This window comes from Leptospira kirschneri serovar Cynopteri str. 3522 CT (assembly GCF_000243695.2).
Classification (GTDB): domain Bacteria; phylum Spirochaetota; class Leptospiria; order Leptospirales; family Leptospiraceae; genus Leptospira; species Leptospira kirschneri.
Window position 1 is genome coordinate 72816 of sequence record NZ_AHMN02000007.1, and the last position, 18594, is coordinate 91409.

12 protein-coding genes and 2 pseudogenes are annotated in these 18594 nt (G+C 38.1%); 6 read left to right on the forward strand and 8 right to left on the reverse strand.

Annotation, left to right across the window (positions count from 1 at the left end):
• The first annotated feature begins 78 nt into the window (after positions 1-78).
• Both bcp and LEP1GSC049_RS216940 read left to right on the forward strand, forming a co-directional pair.
• Positions 79-555, forward strand: coding sequence for a thioredoxin-dependent thiol peroxidase (gene bcp, locus LEP1GSC049_RS216945; RefSeq protein ID WP_001283178.1), 477 nt, complete (start codon positions 79-81; stop codon positions 553-555).
• Positions 548-2281 carry a M61 family metallopeptidase gene (locus LEP1GSC049_RS216940; protein ID WP_016560735.1) on the forward strand — a complete coding sequence of 578 codons (1734 nt, stop codon included), beginning with the start codon at positions 548-550 and terminating at the stop codon, positions 2279-2281. The genes bcp and LEP1GSC049_RS216940 overlap by 8 nt, the downstream gene beginning before the upstream one ends.
• Positions 2282-2545: 264 nt before the next feature.
• Here the strand turns inward: LEP1GSC049_RS216940 and LEP1GSC049_RS216935 are convergent, their stop codons facing one another.
• The gene (locus tag LEP1GSC049_RS216935; RefSeq protein ID WP_004767413.1) at positions 2546-3295 is read right to left on the reverse strand and encodes an SDR family NAD(P)-dependent oxidoreductase; all 750 of its coding nucleotides are present in this window, start codon (positions 3293-3295) and stop codon (positions 2546-2548) included.
• Between the two features lie 68 nt (positions 3296-3363).
• Between LEP1GSC049_RS216935 and argB the strand changes: the two genes are divergently transcribed.
• From argB to LEP1GSC049_RS2000000229355, 3 genes and pseudogenes are all read left to right on the forward strand, one after another.
• A complete protein-coding gene (argB, locus tag LEP1GSC049_RS216930; RefSeq protein WP_004756398.1) occupies positions 3364-4239 on the forward strand; it encodes an acetylglutamate kinase in 876 nt (291 codons plus the stop codon).
• Between the two features lie 176 nt (positions 4240-4415).
• The gene (locus tag LEP1GSC049_RS216925; RefSeq protein ID WP_004783147.1) at positions 4416-6161 is read left to right on the forward strand and encodes a GAF domain-containing SpoIIE family protein phosphatase; all 1746 of its coding nucleotides are present in this window, start codon (positions 4416-4418) and stop codon (positions 6159-6161) included.
• A gap of 189 nt (positions 6162-6350) precedes the next feature.
• Positions 6351-6425: pseudogene (locus tag LEP1GSC049_RS2000000229355) on the forward strand (Imm7 family immunity protein); the annotation flags it as partial.
• 579 nt (positions 6426-7004) lie between these two features.
• On the opposite strand, the gene LEP1GSC049_RS216920 reads toward LEP1GSC049_RS2000000229355, so the two are convergent.
• On the reverse strand, positions 7005-8300 hold the full coding sequence (locus tag LEP1GSC049_RS216920) for an ATP-dependent 6-phosphofructokinase (RefSeq protein WP_004757673.1): 1296 nt from the start codon (positions 8298-8300) through the stop codon (positions 7005-7007).
• A gap of 111 nt (positions 8301-8411) precedes the next feature.
• Between LEP1GSC049_RS216920 and LEP1GSC049_RS216915 the strand changes: the two genes are divergently transcribed.
• Positions 8412-9344 carry an LIC_20087 family outer membrane protein gene (locus tag LEP1GSC049_RS216915; RefSeq protein WP_004756342.1) on the forward strand — a complete coding sequence of 311 codons (933 nt, stop codon included), beginning with the start codon at positions 8412-8414 and terminating at the stop codon, positions 9342-9344.
• A gap of 620 nt (positions 9345-9964) precedes the next feature.
• Here the strand turns inward: LEP1GSC049_RS216915 and LEP1GSC049_RS216910 are convergent.
• The 6 genes and pseudogenes from LEP1GSC049_RS216910 to LEP1GSC049_RS216890 form a co-directional block, all read right to left on the reverse strand.
• Positions 9965-10291, reverse strand: coding sequence for a hypothetical protein (locus tag LEP1GSC049_RS216910; protein ID WP_004757542.1), 327 nt, complete (start codon positions 10289-10291; stop codon positions 9965-9967).
• 108 nt (positions 10292-10399) lie between these two features.
• Positions 10400-14143, reverse strand: a complete 3744-nt coding sequence (gene metH, locus LEP1GSC049_RS216905; protein WP_016560748.1) for a methionine synthase — start codon at positions 14141-14143, stop codon at positions 10400-10402.
• 46 nt (positions 14144-14189) lie between these two features.
• Positions 14190-14489 carry an indolepyruvate ferredoxin oxidoreductase subunit alpha gene (locus tag LEP1GSC049_RS0205750; RefSeq protein WP_004759892.1) on the reverse strand — a complete coding sequence of 100 codons (300 nt, stop codon included), beginning with the start codon at positions 14487-14489 and terminating at the stop codon, positions 14190-14192.
• A gap of 71 nt (positions 14490-14560) precedes the next feature.
• Positions 14561-15871 (reverse strand): adenosylhomocysteinase, encoded by a 1311-nt coding sequence (ahcY, locus tag LEP1GSC049_RS216900; RefSeq protein WP_004756351.1) that lies wholly within the window; start codon positions 15869-15871, stop codon positions 14561-14563.
• A gap of 1 nt (position 15872) precedes the next feature.
• A complete protein-coding gene (locus LEP1GSC049_RS216895; RefSeq protein WP_016560749.1) occupies positions 15873-16856 on the reverse strand; it encodes an ArsR/SmtB family transcription factor in 984 nt (327 codons plus the stop codon).
• 376 nt (positions 16857-17232) lie between these two features.
• Positions 17233-18110 (reverse strand): annotated as a pseudogene (locus LEP1GSC049_RS216890) (IS4 family transposase); the annotation flags it as partial.
• Between the last annotated feature and the right edge of the window lie 484 nt (positions 18111-18594).

An 18594-nucleotide genomic window follows, 5' to 3' on the forward strand; every position in this document is an offset into this window, starting at 1 on the left:
ACATTTTTATTCGAAACTTTGACATGATCTTTCGGAAAATCAATTGTATTCTATATTTTTACTTTGGAGGAAATTAAAATGTCAGATCCATTATTAGGAACGAATCTTCCCGAGATTAGTTTGGAAAGTACGGAAGGTAAAAGAGTAAAACTTCCGGAAGATATTCAAGGCTCTTGGACCCTTCTCTATTTTTATCCCAAAGACGACACTCCCGGCTGTACCAAACAAGCCTGCAACTATCGAGATAATATGGGAGAATTTAAAAAGATAGGAGCAAAAGTTTACGGAATCAGTTTAGATGCTTTAGATTCTCACGGACAATTTATCCAAAAGTATTCTTTGAATTTTCCTCTTTTATCGGATCCGGATCATAAACTCAGCGAAGCTTTGGGAGTATATGGCGATCAAGAATGGAAAGGAAAAGTTTTCAAAGGACTTTCCAGAGATTCCTTTTTAGTTTCTCCGGATGGAAAGATCCAAAAGGTTTGGAGAAAAGTTGACCCGACAACTACGGTACAAGATACTCTTCAGGAGATTTCCAAGTCCATTGTATAAACTTCATTTTGTAATTCAGGAATATCAACTTACGGGACACTATCTTCAAGTCGAATTGGAGGTAGAGTCCTCTCAAAACGAAACCGTTTTTTGTCTACCCGTTTGGTCTCCCGGATCTTATATGGTTCGAGATTATTCTAGGCATATTCATAAACTAGAAACTTTTACTGTTGGAAAAAATGGAAAAAATCTAGAAATTTCACAAATCGGTCTGGACTCTTGGAAAATTCGAAGTGAAGGAAAACCTTTTCATCTGCGTTATGTGGTCTATGGTTATGATTATTCGGTTCGTTCCAATTATTTTACAACAGAGTTCTGTATTTTACATCCGCCTGCTTTGTTTTTATATCCGAAAGACCAAGTAGTTTCGGAAATTACATTAGAAATTTCGAATGATCTTCCATTTGAATTTTGTCACTCCGGTTTAAACGGTAAGGGTAAAAAACGTTTTTCTAAAAATTTAGATGAGTTTTTAGACACACCCATTCTATTGTCCAATCGAGAGGCGATTTCTTTTCAAGCGGGAGAATGTGATCATGAAATTGTACTCGAGGGAGAATTATCCAAATCCGTTCAAAAAACCCTAATCCCAGATCTTCAAAAAATCACAGCGGAACAAATCCGTTCGATGGGAGTCTCACCAAACACTCGTTATTTGTTTATTTTAATTCTTTCAGAAGGGGCCTACGGTGGTTTAGAACATCTAAATTCTTCCGTAAATATGTATGATCCTTTGAAAGCCATTTCAAAAGACGGATACTTAAAACTTCTGGAACTTTTATCCCACGAATACTTTCACCTATGGAACGTTAAACGAATTCGTCCAATTGCTTTAGGACCTTTCGATTATCAAAAACCTAGTTTAACAAAAGAGTTATGGATCGCGGAAGGGATCACTTCCTTTTACGACGCGTATTTTTTAGTTAGAACCAAACATCTCAATCCGGAATCCTATCTTGCAAAAGTTATGGAAGATTTACAAAGTTTAGAAAAATCGGAGGGGGAATCTTGGATGAGTCTTGAAGATTCTTCTTTTACCGCTTGGACCAAATTTTACAATCGTCCGAACGATCCCAATGCCAATAACACAGGAATTTCCTATTACGTCAAAGGCGGGATTTTAGCTCTTGCTATGAATCTTCATCTTTTATCGGAAACCTCCGGAAAATATTCTCTTTTAGACGTGATGAACGAAGTCTATCAATCCTTTCATGTAGGTAAAAATAGAGGCTTTACAAAAATTGAATTTTTTGAAGCCGCAAAAAAGCGCACCGGAATCGATCTAAAATTAGAATTCGGAGATTATCTGGATAAACCGATTTCAATTCCGATCGAAAAGTATCTTCATAAAATTGGTGTTAAACGATTAGATTCCAATCCTGGAATAGAACTCGGTTTTGGAACTAGAGATGAAAGAGGTTATCTTTTTATCAATAAAATCGATTGGAAGTTTTTAGATGTTTCCGTAGATTTAAGTTTAGGTGACGAATGGATCGCTTTGAATGGGATTCGGATTCATTCTGGAAATAGAAAGGATCTTCTAAAACAGTGTAAAACGGGAGAAAAGATAGAACTTTTAATTTCGAGAAAGGGTAAAATTCTCAAACGTAAAATGAAACTTTCCAAAAGATTCCAAACGAGCCAATTTAAATTTGAAGATCATCTTTCCGAAGAACAAACTAAATTACGAAATCTTTTTTTCGGATCTAGTAGTTCTAAATCTTAAGTCGATTTTAAAACTGATTTTATTGTTCTGGATTTTATAGTTATTTCCAAATGTGGGAACTACAGAAAGTTTATTAGAAATTTCTAAAGTATTATCGTTTTTGTATTTTGAGGTTTCGACAAACTTTAAAAGTATGAGTTCCTACAATTTTAGAATTTGTTCGTAAAATCGTGATTTTGAAGTAGTTCTTACATTTTAGGAATCGAGATACTTTTTTCAGAAAAATGAATCGTGGTCAGACGTAGCAAAACAATCTTCTTTGATTTAAATTGCAGTAATACCTCCGTCAACGGTCCAATTGGCGCCGTTGATATAAGAAGATTCCTTGTTTAACAAAAAAGAAACTACCCTTGCAATTTCGTAAGTAGATGCGATTTTACGCGTAGGTGTCATTTGAATGATTTTATTTCTATGGTCGGGAACTTGATCTTCTTGGATTCCCATCGAGGTTTCTATATAACCAGGACTTACGGCGTTTGAAGTAATTCCAAAAGGACCCCATTCATCAGAAATAGATTTTACAAAGCCGATCAAAGAATGTTTCGAAGCGGAATATGCAACCGAGTTTGCAGAACCTACGACAGATAATGATGAAGCAATGAATACCAATCTACCTAGTTGCAACTTTTTGAATTTAGGAAGAATCAATTTCACAATCTGAAATGCAGATCTTATATTTACCGAAAAAATTCGATCCCACTCTTCTAAACTAACATCGGTGATTTTATGATAAGGCCCTCCATATCCCGCACAATGAACAAAACCGTAAGGATTTTGATTTTGAGAAGAAATTAAACTCTCCCACTGAGAAAGTACATTTGTAAGGTCCTGTTCGTTTGTTAAATCCACGTTTAAAAAAAATTCTCCCGAAAAAGTTTCTTTGGGAGATTGAATATCTAAATTCGTTACGGAATAACCTTCCGATAGAAGTAACTTTACGATAGCTCTTCCTAAACCTCCACTTCCTCCCGTCAGAATGATATTTTCTTTTTGAGTTGGTGCCTGATTTTTCAAAGTCAACCTCGAACCTACATTCGTATTTCTAGATGACAGAGAAAGACACAAGGATTCTTTTGTTTCTCATGGAAAAACTTTTGGAAAGAGTTAATCATATTCTAGAAGCTCTTCCTTATATCACTCAGTACTCTGGCAAAACGGTCGTGATCAAATACGGCGGGGCGGCAATGGCAAAAGCCGATCTCAAGGAATCTTTTGCAAAAGATATTGTTCTTCTAAAATATGTAGGCATTCATCCGGTAATCGTCCACGGAGGTGGTCCCGAAATCAACAGGCTCTTGGACAACTTGAAAATCCCAACCGAATTTGTTCACGGTCATAGAGTTACAGACGTTCAAACGATGGAAATCGTGGAAATGGTTTTGACCGGTAAGGTAAATAAACAAATTGTTTCTTTGATCAATTCTCAAGGTGGAAAAGCGGTAGGAATTTCCGGTAAAGACGGTAATCTCGCAAAAGCAATTAAGGCTCCAGTCGAAATCGAATTGGAAGGAAAAGAAAAACAACTTTTTGACGTCGGACTTGTAGGAAAAATCGAATCCGTAAATCCCGAAATTCTTCATAACCTCCAAAAGGAAGGTTTTATTCCGGTCATTTCTCCGGTCGCTGAAAACTCAGAAGGAGAAAGTCTAAACATCAACGCGGATACGTTTGCAGGTGAAATTGCAGGCGCCTTAAAAGCGGAGAAATTGATTCTACTTACAGATACTCAAGGGATTCTAATCGATAATCAATTGGTAACCGGACTCAATCGAAGTAAAGTAAAAGATTATATTCGTAAGGGAGAAATCTCAGGGGGTATGATTCCCAAAGTAGAATGTTGTCTAACAGCAATCGATCAAGGAGTTCGTAGAACCCATATCATAGACGGAAGAGTCGCTCATTCCATTTTGATTGAAATTTTTACGGATCAAGGAATCGGCTCTCTGATCGAATCGTAGTTGGTTCGTATTATTTTCAAAAAAATTTATATTCATTGAGTAAGATTCTTTGTAGATTTTGTTTTCTCTCTAAGTTTTCAATTACGCCGTTAGCGTTGAAACTCCTTGACAGATAAAACTTTCTTGTGTCCAATGATCGAATTCTTTTAAAGAATCATCTATCACACACCACCAATATGAGTGAAAGGCAGCTATCCTTATCTTTAATTTCCGATATAACGGCGAGAATCAATTCGACCGACGATCTGGATGAGTTACTTGGTATTATCATAGAAACCACAAAAGACGTTCTCAATACGGAAGGTTGTTCCCTTCTTTTATATGATCAAAACGAAGACTGTCTAGTATTCAACGTTGCAAAAGGAACCAAAGGAGATTCTTTAACGGAATTGAAAGTTCCAAGAGGTAAAGGAATTGCAGGAATGGTTCTAGAAACATTGGAACCCGTAATCGTAAACGACGCCGCAAACGATCCCAGGATTTATAGAAACATTGACGAGACGGTGGGTTTTGTAACCAACAATCTAATCTGCGTTCCGATGAGCACCCAAGGAGAAATTCAAGGAGTTTTAGAAGCCGTTAATTCTCTCGAAAGAAATGAATTCACAAAAAGAGATATTAAGATTCTTCAATATCTTTCTGATCTCGCCGCAATCGCGATCAGAAATAGAAGACTGATCCGAGATTTAAAAAGCAGAGCCAACGAACTAGATTGTTTATTTCAACTCAGTCAGGCGATCTCGAATATTTCTGAAATGGATCAATTTTTGAATCTAATCGTAAACTCGATTTCGGAAGTCATGAATGCGGAAAGAGTTTCTTTAGTTTTTTTCAATTCGAAAACTGGAAAATACGAACTCAAAAAAAGTATCGGCTTTAGTCTTGAAGATCAGGAACATTTTATCAATGAAAAGGAAGGAGTCATTCAAAGAATTATCGAAACCGGAAATCCAATTCTGGTTCAAAATATATCCACGGTAGAAGATTGGTTTCGCCCTGAAAGATATAAAACGAAATCCTTCATTTCAGTTCCGATTCGTTTGGATGGAAAGATTATTGGAATTTTAAATGCGGCCGATAAAAAATCTGGAAACAGTTTTGACAATGCTGATCAAAACATTTTAAGCACAATTTCTAATCAAATTGCAGAAGCTTATAATTCCCTACTTTCCAAAGAACAAAAGGAAAAATTGAATTTGATTTATAGAGACATGCAGATCGCCTCTCAAATTCAATTGAATTCCTTGCCAAATATTCCTAAAAAAATCCAAGGCCTAGAATTAGAAACTAGTTATACAGCTTCCAGAGAAATCGGCGGAGACTTTTATGATCTGATTTATCACAATCCGGACGAGGTAAGCGTTCTTATCGCAGACGTTTCTGGAAAAGGAATTGCCGCCGCGCTTTTTATGGAATTTTCCAAAACGATCATAGCGGGAGAAGTTTCCAGAAATTCTTCGACTAGCATCAGTTTGATGAGCGCCAACCGAATTATCCAGGAAAAATCAGGATACTTTATGTTTGTCACCGTAATGCTCGTAAGAATCAATATGGCCAAACGAAAGATTCGTTATTCTAGCGCAGGTCACAACGAACAAATTCTTTATAAAACCAAAGAAAACAAGGTAATGAGTCTTTCCGGTAAAGGAATGCCTCTCGGAATCAAAGAATCCGAAATTGACGAACATGAAATTGATTATTCCTCCGGAGACCTTTTGGTTCTTTATACGGACGGAGTCAGCGAAGCGATGAACGAATCCAATGAGATGTACGGCCTCGAAAATCTGATCAAACTTATAGAACGAAACGGAGAAATGCCTCTCGGCGCCTTAAAAGAACTCATCATAGATACTACTGACTCGTTTAGAGGAGACGCGGCACCTCACGACGATTATACGCTTTTTATGATTCGACTTCCGTAAACGAGACGTGATATAGTATATTCTACTTTTATAAACTGATTGAGGACAATTATGATCCTTTTCTTTTTAACTTGAGTTCGAAAATTACTGATCTTTATAAAATCGAGTATCGTTAATCCTTATCACGAAGTGCCGTTTAATGCAAGTTCGATGAAATTCTATGCGAAAGTGATTGAGGCACAGAACGCTCTCTATCATAACCTTACCCACAAGTATTTAGATTTCAATATTAAATCTGTGGGAATTACGACAAATCCTCTGTAAAACTGAGTTCCCACCCTTATTTTTGGGTGGGGGTGGAGGTGGAGAAATTCGGAAGACTTTTCTCTATCAGAAAAACATGCTTTTTGCAAGTAAAAAGACTCATTCTTGTCGGAACACTTGAAAAATGTGCGTTTTTGAGCCTAAAACGCTTTCGCAAAAAGCGTTTTGCTGAGTTCAATTTTGATTCTAAAATCCTATTCAACTTGTGGGTAAGGTTATGGCTCTCTATGGATCGCGTTTGAAACTCAGCAGAACGCTCTCTATGGATCGCGTTCTATATTATGACTTAAGATGATTGTTATATAATGTTTTCTGTATATAATTTATTGACCAGAGCTAAAGAGTCGGATTCACCCCGGTGGTTTTCTTATGTCGAACTCACGTTAAATATTCATTTTTCATGATTGGAATTTGTATGAGTTGTTCTTGATAATGGAAAGTGAAACTTTGTATTCTAATTTTCGCGCGAAGAATACAAAAAGTTGATTCTACTTTTTTGAATCTAAGAGTTTGTCAAACAAATGTAGAAACAAAACGACACACTTTCGTTTTATAAAAATGTGGAAACTCATTCAAAAATTATTTGGCCAACATATGAGCCGGCTGACCCGTAGAAGCCAAAAGTGATCTCCAAAGAGTACTTCGATCCGGTTGTAAAACTTTTCTTTCCTGAATTGCAACTGAAATCGGAAGATGGGTAAACACGTTGTTCCACATTCCCACCACCATATCCGTTTTTCCCGCCATACCGGCGTGTACAGCATTCTGAGCCAGAAAACCGCAAAATACAGAATCTTCTGCGTTAGCCGGAATTGATCGAATAATATAACTAGGATCGATATACTTAATATTTACCGGAATGTTTTCCTTTTTAAAAAACTCTGTCATCGTATCTTTTAGAAAAAGTCCGATGTCTTTGAGTTTTAAATTTCCGGAAGAATCTCTTTCCTCCGTAGAATCAAAAAATTTTTGACCGGCCCCTTCCGCTACGATGATAACGGCGTGCCCTTTTTTTAGGATTCTTTTTTTGAGATCGTCCAAAAAGGCCTCGTTTCCAAACAGATCAAAGTCCACTTCTGGAATCAGACAATAATTTACGTTTCTAGAAGCTAAAGCCGCGTTGACCGCAATAAATCCAGAATGACGTCCCATCAACTTTACAAGTCCAATTCCATTTGGTGCTCCCTTTGCTTCCACGTGGGCACATTCTACCGCTTCCATTGCTTTGGAAAACGCAGTAGAAAAACCGAATGTTTTTTGTACGTAGTTGATGTCGTTATCGATCGTTTTAGGAATTCCTATTACGGAAATTTTTTCTTTCCTTTTTGCGATTTCATCCACGATTGTTCTAGCACCTCTGAGTGTTCCGTCTCCTCCGATACAAAAAAGTATTTTTACTCCATAAAAACTAAGACTATCCACCATTTCTTCGGGAGATTGATTTCCTCTTGAAGAAGATAACATAGATCCACCTTCATCTACGATATGCGCTACTTTTTCCGGAGTGAGTTCGATCGGTTGATGAGAATATCTTTTTACAAGACCTTGGTACCCATAAGGAAAACCTAATATTCTGGAAACTCCGTAACGATAATAAAGTTCCATTACGATTCCACGGATCACGTCGTTGATTCCGGGACAAAGTCCTCCACAAGTAACAATTCCTGCTGTTACTTCCTGAGGTTTAAAATAGATTTTTTCTCTAGGACCGGCCTGTTCGAAAAAATCAGGACCTTCTTGGACATAAGAATCCCAATCCTCTTCAGATTGAAATACCGTTCTGAATATCAGTCTGGAAGTATCACTCGTATAATACTCATAGCCCGCCGGACTAGGGATTGAACATTCTCCAAAACTTTGAATCTTTGTTTCCATGATCGGCTCCTTATAGTTTATCTTCGAGAATTCCGGTAAAAATCATTTTATTTTACAATTTTATACTGACAGTACTGTTTTACTTTCATAGTCTTACAGATAGAACGTTTTATGAACAAAAAAAGATTCTTTATACTGTCTTTATTTTTGATTCTATTTGGAGTTTCTATTTTTTCAGTAGAAAATCCTTCGTTCAGTTCGTTCGAACCGTATCATCTTTCCCGCAATTTCGATCTCAATCGTCAAAAATATCTGCAAGTTATCGCAATTCCTTATAAAGATCCGATGGAACTCAAACTAGGACCGGAAAACAATTCTATTTCCGGTAAAGAGTCGATAGAAACTAATTTTATACAAACTCCTGGACTTTCTTTTTCCGGAATGTTTCAACCTTTTTTATTTTCCGTAGTTCCAAGAGAAAGAATTCAGTTTTTACCAGTTTCCGAAGCCATTTTTGTAAATGATGTTTCATCTCGAAATGGCAGGCTGGTTTCGGGGGCCTTCTCCGAAAAAAGAACGATGGATCGTATTACGGATTCTAGAAATCAAATTCCTGGTTTCGGTTTAACAAGTTGGAATTCAAACTCTCTTCAAAATGGAAGTAGTTCCGGAGTTATGTTTCTTTATATGAAACGCCACGCCGGATTAGAAATGGATTTTAATGCAAGAATGATCGGTAATCAGGCAGGCCTTGCATTTTTAGAATCTGCTAGATCCACGATCGCATTTAACTACTCCGTGTTTCCAGAAATCGGAGAAAGTTCTAAAATGAATTTCTTTCTTCAGTTTTCCAGTATCAAACGATTTCAAGATAAGGGTTTAAGTTATGGAGAACCCGGAAATAATTTTCGCGGCATGAAATCCTACGAATACTATCTAAATCCGGGTATTTCTTTTTCATCCAGAAACTTAAGTTTAGAAGGTATGATTCGGGTTCCAGTTCCAATTGCAGCCCAACTTGGAGGAGAACAACATCAATGGATGCAGGACGTTCAAGGAATTCTTGGAATCAAATATAGTTTTTCGGAAACTTCTTCTAAGTAAAAAACATTTTGAGCTTTCTTTCGTTATTGATGTATCGTTCAATCTTATCTACATGGATTGAACTTGATCGTGTTGTAATACAATGCGAGTTAGTTTGTAATAGAATTTTTTTTTCCTAAAGTAGGAGTTCCTACGTTTTACAGATTATCTAACCTGAATTCGATGTAAGAAAACTATAATTCTGAAAAAAATTGGGATCTGGACTTTGTAGATCGATTCTTTAAATGTAGGAACTATTGCAAAATTTTGTTCGGAAAAGTATGATTTAAAATCGCAAAAAAGATAAAAGAGACGTAATCTGTAGGAACTACCACAATTTAAAAAATAGAAGTTTATAACTTGTCGTATTCAAGTGTGGAACTACTGGTAAATCCACGATTTGTGAGAGTTCCCACAGATTAAGTCACATTACGGGCCTTTAAATATCCATTTTTCGTGATCGAAAATTGTAAGAGTTCCTACATTTTCAAAATCTAACCGTAAAACATAGACATGTGGTAGTTCCACACGGCAATTTCAAGGTTTTGTGAGAGTTCCCACATACATTTTTTCAGGTAAAACAAAACTTTAGGAAACAGATTCCTTATACTAAACTCACGTTAATATAAACGATTTCTAATTTACACAATACCTTGTTTTTTTAAAGAGAACGTAAGATCCATCTTATTGATCAGATGTTTTGCCCTTCCAAAACGAATCGTACGCTCCGGTCCTGCGTTCTGATTTGTATGATAAATTTCTAAACAAGTTTCAATTACCGGACAAGAACGATCCGTACAACCGATTTCGGTAATTTTTAAAATTTCGTTTCCTTGGAGTTTCAGAGACGTTCTAAGCCAGGAAATTAACATTGGATGAAACGAAAATTCTTCGGTAGCTTTACGAATTTCCGAATATACAGGGCCGTGATCGTGTACCGAAGAAAAATTAGAAACCGTAGGACTCATACTTTTTTAATTAGACTAAAAATTACGTCCAAATTCTCAAAAGATATTCACAAAACTTAATTTTACTTCATCAAAAAGAATAAATTAGCAGAACAGATTCTTATATTCTCAACTCACCGCAGAAATTACAAGAGGATCATAGGCTAAATTTGGGGCCAACCAACGTTCTACCACTTCTATACTCATTTCTTTTCGTTTTGCATAATCTTCGATCTGATCCCGGTTGATTTTTGCTACTGCAAAATATTTTGACTTAGGATGTGCAAAATAAAGCCCACTGACCGAACTTGCAGGCCACATTGCAAAGTGTTCCGTTAGAGTGATCCCGGTATTTTTTTCCACTTGCAACAAATCGAATAGAGTTCTTTTTTCAGTATGATCGGGAGAAGCTGGATATCCCGCCGCAGGACGAATTCCTCTATATTTTTCACGGATTAGATCCTCCGGAGAAAGATTCTCGTTCTTATCGTAACCCCAATATTCTTTTCGAACTTTATAGTGCATGTATTCCGCAAACGCTTCCGCAAAACGATCGCCTAACGCCTTCGCCATGATAGAATTATAATCGTCTTGATTATTTTCAAACCCTTTCGCAAATTCCTCCACACCATGTCCAGCAGTGACAGCAAAACCTCCTATATAATCGATTCTTCCGGATTCTTTCGGAGCCACGTAGTCCGCCAAACAGTAATTAGGTTCTGTTTCATCTTGTTTTTGAATCTGCTGACGAAGAGTATGAAATACAGTCAACAATTTGGAACGATTCTCGTCCTCATAAACTTCTATATCGTCTCTTACTGAATTTGCGGGAAAAATTCCAATCACACCTTTAGTCTTAAAAAGTTTTCCGCTTGTGATCGTCTGCATCAACTTTTGTGCGTCCGCAAAAAGTTCCCTCGCTTGTTTTCCGGTCGTTTCACTTTCTAAGATCGCAGGGTATCTTCCTTTGAGTTCCCAAGCGGTAAAAAAAGGAGTCCAATCAATAAACGGAACCAACGTTTCTAAAGATACTTCCTCGTCAAAAACCTTGATTCCGACAAAAGAAGGTTTATCTATGACGGTCGTAGACCAATCAATCGGATCACGATTTTCTCTAGCCTGTTCTAGAGAGATCAATTTACGTTCCGCTCTTGTATTGAAATAATTTTCCCGAGCGATTTTTTGATCTTCTTTTACTTTTTGAAAATACGCTTCGTGTAGATCCGGATGTAACAACTGGTTCACTACGTTTACAACTCGAGAAGCGTCTAGTACGTGTACAACCGGGTGATCATAAACCGGTGCAATTTTAACTGCAGTATGAGCGGAACTTGTAGTCGCTCCTCCGATCAACAAAGGAATTTCTAAACCAATTCGTTTCATTTCGGATGCTACATGAACCATTTCATCCAAAGAAGGAGTAATTAAACCGGAAAGACCGATGATGCTCGCGTTATGCTTCCTTGCTTCTTCTAAAATTTTATCGGAAGGGACCATTACACCTAGATCGATCACTTCGTAGTTATTGCATGCAAGAACTACTCCTACGATATTCTTTCCGATATCGTGAACATCCCCTTTGACAGTCGCGATCAAAAACTTAGGACGTTCCACAACTTCTTCTGATTGGTTCTTTTCTTCTTCCATAAACGGCAAAAGATAAGCCACGGATTTTTTCATAACCCTCGCACTTTTTACTACCTGAGGAAGGAACATCTTTCCGGCACCGAACAATTCTCCTACGATCTTCATTCCATCCATCAAAGGACCTTCGATGACGGTTAATGGACGTCCATATTTAAGCCTAGCTTCTTCCGTATCTTGATCGATGTATTCTACGATTCCTTTGACTAGAGCGTGAGAAAGCCTTTCTTCAACAGAAGTGCCTTCCCTCCAGGCTTCTTCTTTTTTTTCGGTTTTGTCTCCGGCAGATTTTACACTCTCCGCAAACTCTACAAGACGTTCAGTTGCATCTGGTCTTCTGTTTAAAATTACATCTTCAACATATTCTAATAGATCTTTTGGAATTTCTTCGTAAACTGCGAGCATTCCCGCGTTTACAATGGCCATGTCGAGTCCGGCCCCGATCGCATGATACAAAAATACGGAGTGCATCGCCTCTCTGACAGGATTGTTTCCTCGAAAAGAAAAAGAAACGTTAGATAAACCGCCAGATACCTTTGCACCGGGACAAAGTTTTTTGATTTCTCGGACCGCTTCTATAAAGTCCATCGCGTAATTGTTATGTTCTTCGATCCCGGTGGCAACGGTGAGAATATTCGGATCAAATATAATATCAGTCGGACTAAAACTCGCCTTTGTCACAAGAAGGTCATATGCTCTTTTACAAATTCGCACCTTATCTTCTTTAGTTGCGGCCTGTCCCTGTTCGTCGAAGGCCATTACGATTGCAGAAGCTCCGTATTTCTGGATTTTTTTAGCATATTCTAAAAATTTATCCTCTCCTTCTTTTAAAGAAATGGAATTTACGATCGGTTTTCCTTGGATACATTTTAAGCCCTCTTCTAAAACGCTCCACTTGGAAGAATCAATCATAAACGGAACCTTAGCAATATCCGGTTCACCTGCGATCAGATTTAAGAAATGTCTCATAGACGCTTCCCCGTCTAACAAGGCTTCGTCGAAATTAATGTCGATTATGTTGGCTCCAGCATCTACTTGTTGTAAGGCGACGGAAACGGCTTCGTCGAAGTTTCCTTCTATGATTAGTTTTTTGAATCTAGGAGATCCAGTAACGTTAGTTCTTTCGCCTACTAATAAAAATCCTTTATCGGGAGTGATGTTCAAAGGCTCCAGTCCTGAAAGCCTAGTCACTTCTTCTATTTTGGGAAGGGCTCTAGGTTTTTTCCCTCGAACCGCTTTGGCTGCCGCCTCTATATGTTCCGGAGTGGTTCCGCAACAACCTCCGGCAATGTTCAACCAGCCCGAACTTGCAAATTCTTGAATGTATTTTCCAAATTCTTCCGGAGTTTGATCGTATCCACCAAACGCGTTTGGCAACCCCGCATTCGGATAACAACTGATATAACAGGGTGAAACTCTTGCCAGTTCTTCGATATAAGGGCGCATTTCGTCAGCTCCGAGAGCACAATTAATTCCCACGGAAAGAGGATTACAATGTGCAATAGAATTATAAAACGCTTCCACGGTTTGACCGGAAAGAGTTCTTCCAGAGGCATCCGTAATCGTCACGGAAAGACAAACCGGAATTCTAACTTGCAAATCTTCAAATACTTGTTCAATCGCAAAGATCGCCGCTTTTAAATTCAAAGTATCAATGTTTGTTTCTGGAAGAAGTAAATCCACACCTGATTCTACAAGTGCGCGTGCTTGTTCATAAAACGTGGCAACTAAATCATCAAAAGTCACCGCACGAAACGCGGGATTATTTACATCCGGAGAAAGAGTTGCCGTTTTAGTAGTCGGACCAATCGCTCCCGCAATCAAACAAGGATGATCAGGATTGGTTTTTTGAAACTTCATGATCGCATTACGCGCGCAAACGACTGCGGCTTTGTTTAAATCCGAGACTAGAAATTCAGTCTTATAATCGCTCTGAGAAATTTGGTTGGAACTGAACGTGTTCGTTTCTACGATATTAGCTCCGGCTTCTAAAAATTTTAAATGGATCGATTCGATTACGTCTGGTCTGGTTAAACAAAGAAGTTCGTTATTTCCTTTTAGAGGATGGGGGTGATTTTTAAGAATCTCTCCTCTAAAATCCTCTTCTTGCAGGGAAAATCTTTGAATCATAGTGCCCATTGCGCCGTCTATGACTAAAATTTGTTTTTCGAGAAAAGAAAGCAGTTCCTTAGAGGAAGAATTTGTATAATTTTGAACCTTATAAGCCATAGATAAACTTCTTTGATAATTTTAAAAAACAGTATAACTTTATATTCTAATATTCAGGATTTATACATCCCTCTTTTTTAAGAGGAATTTTTACGTCTAGAATTGTAGGACAACATTTCGCTTTTTGAGCGTTTATATCGATCCAATCCCGCCAGACAAAAGGCACTTCATAATCCGGATAAATCGCCTCTACCGGACATTCCGGTCTGCATTTATTACAATCAATGCAGACGGAAGGTTCGATATATAAACAGTCGGTTCCTTCTCGAAAAGCTTCCACGGGACAAACCGCAGCGCAATATGTATATTTACAATTCCTGCAAAGTCCTGTAACAACATAAGCCATTGTTTTTCGAGATTTTCCAAGACGGACAAAGGATCATAAATCAAAAGTCCGTCATTTGGAAAAATTTAGGATCAATATCTATAATGATCCGGTTTGAAAGGCCCGTTGATAGGAACTCCCAAATAGTCCGCTTGTTTTTGGTTCAGTTTTGTTAAACGAACTCCCAACTGTTCGAGGTGAAGAGCGGCCACCTTCTCGTCCAAATGTTTTGGAAGAGTGTAAACGCCTAACTCGTATTTGTTGTTGTAAAGTTCGATCTGAGCTAATACCTGATTGGTAAACGAACAAGACATTACAAAAGAAGGATGGCCGGTAGCACAACCTAAATTTACAAGACGACCTTCCGCAAGAACGATGATAGATTTACCATCTGGGAAAGTGTATTTGTCTACTTGAGGTTTGATCTCTTTTTTAGTTACACCTTTTTCGCCGTTCAGTCTGGACATTTGAATTTCTGTGTCGAAGTGCCCAATGTTACAGAGAATCGCTCCGTCTTTCATCGCTTTCATGTGTTCTAGGGTAATGATGTCATCATTACCGGTTGCTGTTACTACGATGTCTACTTGTTCGATGATGTCTTCTACACGAAGAACTTGATACCCTTCCATAGAAGCTTGAAGAGCACAGATCGGATCGATTTCAGTTACGATCACTCTTGCACCAAAGTTACGAAGAGAAGCCGCAGAACCTTTACCTACGTCTCCAAAACCGCAGACCAAAGCTACTTTACCAGCGAGCATAACGTCTGTTGCTCTTTTGATTCCGTCTGCGAGAGATTCACGACATCCGTATAAATTGTCAAATTTGGATTTAGTAACGGAGTCGTTTACGTTAAAAGCAGGAACTTTTAATTCTCCTTTTTTGAGAAGTTTGTAAAGACTCTTAACGCCCGTAGTGGTCTCTTCGGAAATACCTCGGATTTCGCTTAACAATTTAGGATATTTTTCATGGATGTAAGCAGTAAGGTCTCCTCCGTCATCGAGAATCATGTTTGGTCCCTTGTCTCCAAAGAAGATGGTCTGTTCAATACACCACCAATATTCTTCTTCGGTTTCGCCCTTCCAAGCGAAGACGGGAATCCCAGCCTTAGCGATCGCAGCAGCGGCATGATCTTGAGTTGAAAAGATATTGCAAGAAGACCATCTCACTTCCGCTCCCAGTTCCGTCAGGGTTTCGATTAGTACCGCAGTCTGGATCGTCATGTGAAGGGATCCGGCGATTCTTGCGCCAGCCAAAGGTTTTTTACCTTTGTACTCTTGTCTTAACGCCATAAGGCCCGGCATTTCTTTTTCCGCCAGAATGATCTCTTGTCTTCCCCACTCAGCTTGGGAGAGATCTTTTACTTTATAGCTTAAGCCTTTTTCTTGTGTTGTTGCGGACATTTTAGTCCTCCTTTTTCTTTGCTTGAATGATCAAAATTTTAAAAACATTATCCGTATCAAATTCTTCGTAAGAAATAACTCTAAAACCGGAAAGTTCCAGCCAGTCTTGTAAAAGTGAATAATCAAATCCCAACCAAAGATCAGAAAAACTATCTCTCATAAACTCTTGGTTGTGTTTTTTCAAATCTACGAGACAAAAGGTCCCGCCAGACTTTAGAATTTTATAAATTTCGCGAATAACTGCAGGTGGATTGGAAAGATGATGAAGCACCATCGAAGCGACTACTGCGTCAGACTTCTCTTTGGTGTAAGAAGTCACGTTTTCTAAAGGAGAACGGATAAAAGATACGTGAGAATTTCCCGCAAATGCAACCTCCGCCTCTTCCAACATCTTAGGAGAAGAATCAATTCCGATTACCTGATCCGATTTTGTCAAAAGATAAGGAATTAAACCTCCGGGGCCGCAACCCAGATCGTAAATTAACGAGGAAGAATCCGGTAAATAAGAAAGAATCTTTTTGCGATAAATTGCAGGATCTAATACATCCTTTTGAATCGATTCCCAGTCGTGTGCTACATTATTAAAATAGAATGTGTTTTTTTGATCTCTTCTGGAAAGAATTTCCGAAATTTGGGTTTGGTCTTCCGATCGATACGGAAGGTCTTCTTTATAATTCAGAAGAAGTTCGGTAATTTCCGAAGAAAAAACGGGGCTTTTCTTTTCTTCCGGAATCCGGTAATAAACCCAAGAACCTTCTCTTTCCGGAATTAAAAAACCCGCGTCGGTTAAAATTTTGAGATGTCGGGAAACTCTAGATTGTCCCATTCTCAAAACCTCTGTAATTTCCTGTACATTTAAAGGGGATAGGGATAAAATGTGTAGAATTCGAATTCTAGTTTCATCCGAAAGCGCTTTAAGTGCGGAAAGAATCTGTTTGGGACCATTTCCAGAATGAGTTTTGGCTTCTAAGAGTTGCTCCACCAAGGATAAGATATCAAGATATCTTGATATCTGCAAGATTTTTTTACGAATTCAAGCGCCTTTACCCAGAAAATGAACGTGTTTTAAACGCTTTTTACTTTTAAAATTGTATGAGCTCCTACAATTTTAAGGATTTCTCTGTAAAATCAAGATTTGCAGTAGTTCCTACAAATGAATGAACTTACAGTTTCTAAACATTCATTTTTTAGAATTTAGTCCCTACAGATTTTTTATTGATTGGCATTGGTTTACTGCTTCTTATAAAATTGGGCGAATAATAAACTCAGGTGCAACGAGGGTCGTCGTTGTAGCTCGCAAATTTCATACTTAAAATGGCTCACGACCGATCCGTAGAGAGCCATAACCCCTTACCCACAAGTCAGGCTTTGGTAAGTAATTTAAACATAAACCCATTTCCATAGCTCTCATAAGGCCTTTAAAAATTACCAGTGGTCCAGGAGGAGCGTCGGATTTACGATCCAAGTATCCACCTAATTTGGCAATCCAGCTCAAAACGGAATCCAAATCGGGTTCTTTGTTAGGTGGTTTTGGAGTTTCAAAAATCCTACAATAAATCCCTTTCCATTCAAAAGGTTCGAATAGAAGGGACGCTTTTAAACCGGGAATATTTCTACCTAAGAATGTTAACATCATAACTCTCCAAGCAACGATAGCGCAGACTGCAATACAAGCTTTGAATCGATCTCCAAATTTAAATTGAGTGGATTCAATATTACATCCAGACTTTAAAACCTTAAAGAATATCTCGATCCCCCAACGGCTTTTGTAATATGCGATCATTCTTTTTACATCGTCTGAATTGTGAATAGGAATGGTGGTTAGAAATTTCCAATCGATGGATTCTTCCTCGGGTCCGTCTACTTCAGTTGCGGTTAACGCATACATATCAATATTTTCTAATTTCTTATATTGAGGGGATTTTATCGTTAGCTTTTCAAATCGAAGTTCAATGGTTGCTTCCCTTGCTTCTTTTCCTTTCTTCCTTGGCACAGTAATCGTATATGTATGTGCAGGCTCCAAAGTTTCAAGATAGGACCAAGAACATCCTCCACCTTCTATCCTCCTTTCGTGATTTGCACGTATAAGCATATCAGGAGCGTTTTCGCCAGCAACTACGTATTTCTGGAATAGCTCGTATATATCCGCTTCTCTATCGCAGATATATACGTATTTAGAATCGGATTCTCTTGCAAATTCACAGAGGGCCCTGTATCCTTGGAGCCACTTTACGCTTTCCTATGAATCGCGTTAAAGAACTCAACACAACGCTTTCCTATGGGTCGCGTTGTGGGGTGGGAACTCAGTTTTACAGAGGATTTGTCGTAATTCCCACAGATTTAATATTGAAATCTAAATACTTGTGGGTAAGGTGGTAGAGAGCGTTTCATTGAGTTCTTTTTGCTCCAATTCCTTCGGAATTTTTCAAGCTCAGGTGCTGTTTTCTGTGGATCGCAGCATAATAATCGCTTTCGCTTTCGCATTTGTTATGCCGAACTCACGTTATCTTAAAAACCATACTACAAAGTAAACCCCTTCACGTTAAATTGTGTAGTTCATCATGAAACTCCTAGATTATTTTTAGAGTGATTCCATAAATTTTACTTGAAATTTAATATGACCAGTCGTATTAAATTTAAAAAATATCGCAAATTTTAATTACACAAGTTTGTTTGAGCGCAAAATATTAGGTATTCTGTTATAGAGCTATCAGTAAAAGTAA

Bases quoted from the DNA above. Each gene is read 5' to 3' on its own strand.
- bcp (WP_001283178.1), top strand. From the start codon at position 79: ATGTCAGATCCATTATTAGGAACGAATCTTCCCGAGATTAGTTTGGAA.
- argB (WP_004756398.1), top strand. From the start codon at position 3,364: ATGGAAAAACTTTTGGAAAGAGTTAATCATATTCTAGAAGCTCTTCCT.
- LEP1GSC049_RS216925 (WP_004783147.1), top strand. From the start codon at position 4,416: ATGAGTGAAAGGCAGCTATCCTTATCTTTAATTTCCGATATAACGGCG.
- LEP1GSC049_RS216920 (WP_004757673.1), bottom strand. From the start codon at position 8,300: ATGGAAACAAAGATTCAAAGTTTTGGAGAATGTTCAATCCCTAGTCCG.
- LEP1GSC049_RS216915 (WP_004756342.1), top strand. From the start codon at position 8,412: ATGAACAAAAAAAGATTCTTTATACTGTCTTTATTTTTGATTCTATTT.
- LEP1GSC049_RS216910 (WP_004757542.1), bottom strand. From the start codon at position 10,291: ATGAGTCCTACGGTTTCTAATTTTTCTTCGGTACACGATCACGGCCCT.
- metH (WP_016560748.1), bottom strand. From the start codon at position 14,143: ATGGCTTATAAGGTTCAAAATTATACAAATTCTTCCTCTAAGGAACTG.
- LEP1GSC049_RS0205750 (WP_004759892.1), bottom strand. From the start codon at position 14,489: ATGGCTTATGTTGTTACAGGACTTTGCAGGAATTGTAAATATACATAT.
- ahcY (WP_004756351.1), bottom strand. From the start codon at position 15,871: ATGTCCGCAACAACACAAGAAAAAGGCTTAAGCTATAAAGTAAAAGAT.